Raw genomic sequence first — 2,099 nt, 5'->3', positions numbered from 1 at the left:
ACATTAATCCTTAACTTCCTGAAGTTTTCGCACTAAAGATCGATTTGACAGAATTAATCTGCATCCGGATCCCTTTTGATGTAGTCCAGAATCTCCTCAAAGGAGCGCTTGCTTTTAGCTATAGCTTCCATTAATTCTAGGTCTCTCATTGCCTGTCTCTTCTGGAGCAGTTCCTTCAGCACAGCAGCTTCTGCGTCGTATCTGGACTTGGCCTTGGCCAGGGCAGCCTCGGATTGCACTATTTTCTCATCGATCAGGATCTTGGGTCCTCTTGGCATTTTAGCTCTCCTTTCAACCGTTCATTGATTTGAGTTGTCTTGTTTTTTATGTCTGCCACATCCAACCTGAAGGCCTTAAGGATTGCTTTTTGCGTGGCTGTAACAGCGTGACTTAAGCGAAAGTTGCCATCTCCCATCCTCGTCATCTCAATCTTTTCCAATTCACGTAAAGCGGCTGGAACGGTCATGTAATTGGCTTTTCGGTCGTTGTTTACCATCTCTGCTTTCAGCAATGTGTACATACGGCTTCGAATGATTGTGGCAACGAACTCGATGAAAATTTTAGCCGAGGCAGATTCGTTGGTATGCACACGAAGACTCTTGTTGCCCAGAAATGTCTTGCTTCCACGGAACAGCTTTTCCGAAACATCACGCCCTTTATACAAGGTGATCGCTTCTTCGGCGGTCATCTTTTTTGAGGTCACAATTACGAAATATCCGCAAAGTTTCAGTTCGCGCTCAATCACGTCCTCCTTCTCCTTCAGGGCAAGAAAGGTCCCATCCTGGTCATAGAAGATTTCAAAATATTGGTTGTAGCTATCCGGCACACTCATCACTTTCCCCTTATAAGGAACCATGAGAGTAGCCATGCGTTCTATCTTCGCTTTCAAAGCAGCCCGTTCCAAGGTTTGCTTTTCATCACTGTGAAACAGATGGAAATATCGGTCGTTTCGATCGGACTCATAGAGCTTATTCCTAACTGTAATCCCCGACACATCATAGGCTTTCACCCGGCGATTCCAGCTTTCTTCGAAACTCCCCCGATGTTCCATAATCAGTTCATTGACCAGCTTGGCTCTGCCCTTGACCATCATGACGAAGTCATAGCCATACTGATCCATATACTCAATGTTCTGGCGACTGAAGTAGCCACGGTCAAGGATAAACCCGATTTTACGATAACCATAGGCATAGGCTCGATCAAGCATGTACTGCAGTTGGGAGACATCTACAATACTGCCGGGATACTCCTCGTAGAATAGCGGAACCTGATTGCTGGTGTCATAGGCAACCGCGTAATTGAAGATGGGACAGCCCAGATCAACTTTAGGGTGTCCGAACTCAACCGGCTCAAGATCTCCGGCCTGGCAATTCTTGTTTGTGGAGTCGTACGAAATATAGATTTTCTCTCTATGGTCTCTTGCTGCATTCCAGTCATTCAAGAACCCCATACTCTGCCCATCGGTCATCTGGCTTAGAAAGCTGGAAATCTTGGAATCACTGTACAAATGCATGCTTTCCGTTAAGAGGGGATGGTTGTATGCATAGTCGGGATAATACTGCGAGGCGTTGTTTTCACAGATGATCGAGTAGATTGCCAGGTCCAAAAACAGGCCAAGATCAGCAGGGTTGAAGTATCGGGCCAGAAGAGCAGGCAGTTTGTAGGATTCAACGATCTCCCGCAGGACAATGAATGCCCCAGCCTTGAGGGTATAGCTTCTTCGAGCTGTATCCTTCTCGAGAGGAAGTTCGACCTCAGGAAAATACTTCAAAAAATTCTCGTTAGGTATCATTCGGTCCGGACTGCCCGGATCCTGTTTGCCGATGGTGACCCGTTTGGGAATAGTGTATTTGCGCTCAGGATAATAGATCCGCTCATATTCGAAGTCTATATAAACCACGTTTTTCTTCTTCTGGCGAGTTATTTTCCCTGGAATATCTGGAACATCAACGACACAATCAAGATACATTTCAGGCACTTCCTTTAGTGTTATTTCATACTAAATATTGTACATCAAAAAGCCCATTCATGCAACCCCTAAAGGCTGTATTCATGGGCTTTTAGCGTATTTAATTGGTAATGAAATTTTTTTAGTGGTA

Annotated in this window: 2 protein-coding genes; both read right to left on the bottom strand. The window is 45.2% G+C overall.

The genetic code is table 11. The features are described 5' to 3' along the window. Nucleotides 1-53: 53 nt before the first annotated feature. Nucleotides 54-278 carry a hypothetical protein gene (locus T472_RS02025; RefSeq protein ID WP_023863268.1) on the bottom strand — a complete coding sequence of 75 codons (225 nt, stop codon included), beginning with the start codon at nt 276-278 and terminating at the stop codon, nt 54-56. After that, nucleotides 254-1,969: an IS1634 family transposase gene (locus tag T472_RS02020; RefSeq protein WP_023388436.1), complete on the bottom strand. Its 1,716-nt coding sequence runs from the start codon at nt 1,967-1,969 to the stop codon at nt 254-256. Before T472_RS02020 ends, T472_RS02025 begins: the two co-directional genes overlap by 25 nt. Nucleotides 1,970-2,099 lie beyond the last annotated feature (130 nt).

Origin of the sequence: Youngiibacter fragilis 232.1, assembly GCF_000495435.3 — a bacterium.
GTDB classification, from domain to species: Bacteria; Bacillota; Clostridia; order Clostridiales; family Clostridiaceae; genus Youngiibacter; species Youngiibacter fragilis.
Note: the sequence above shows the minus strand (reverse complement) of the source record. Positions and strands in the feature narration are given on the sequence as shown.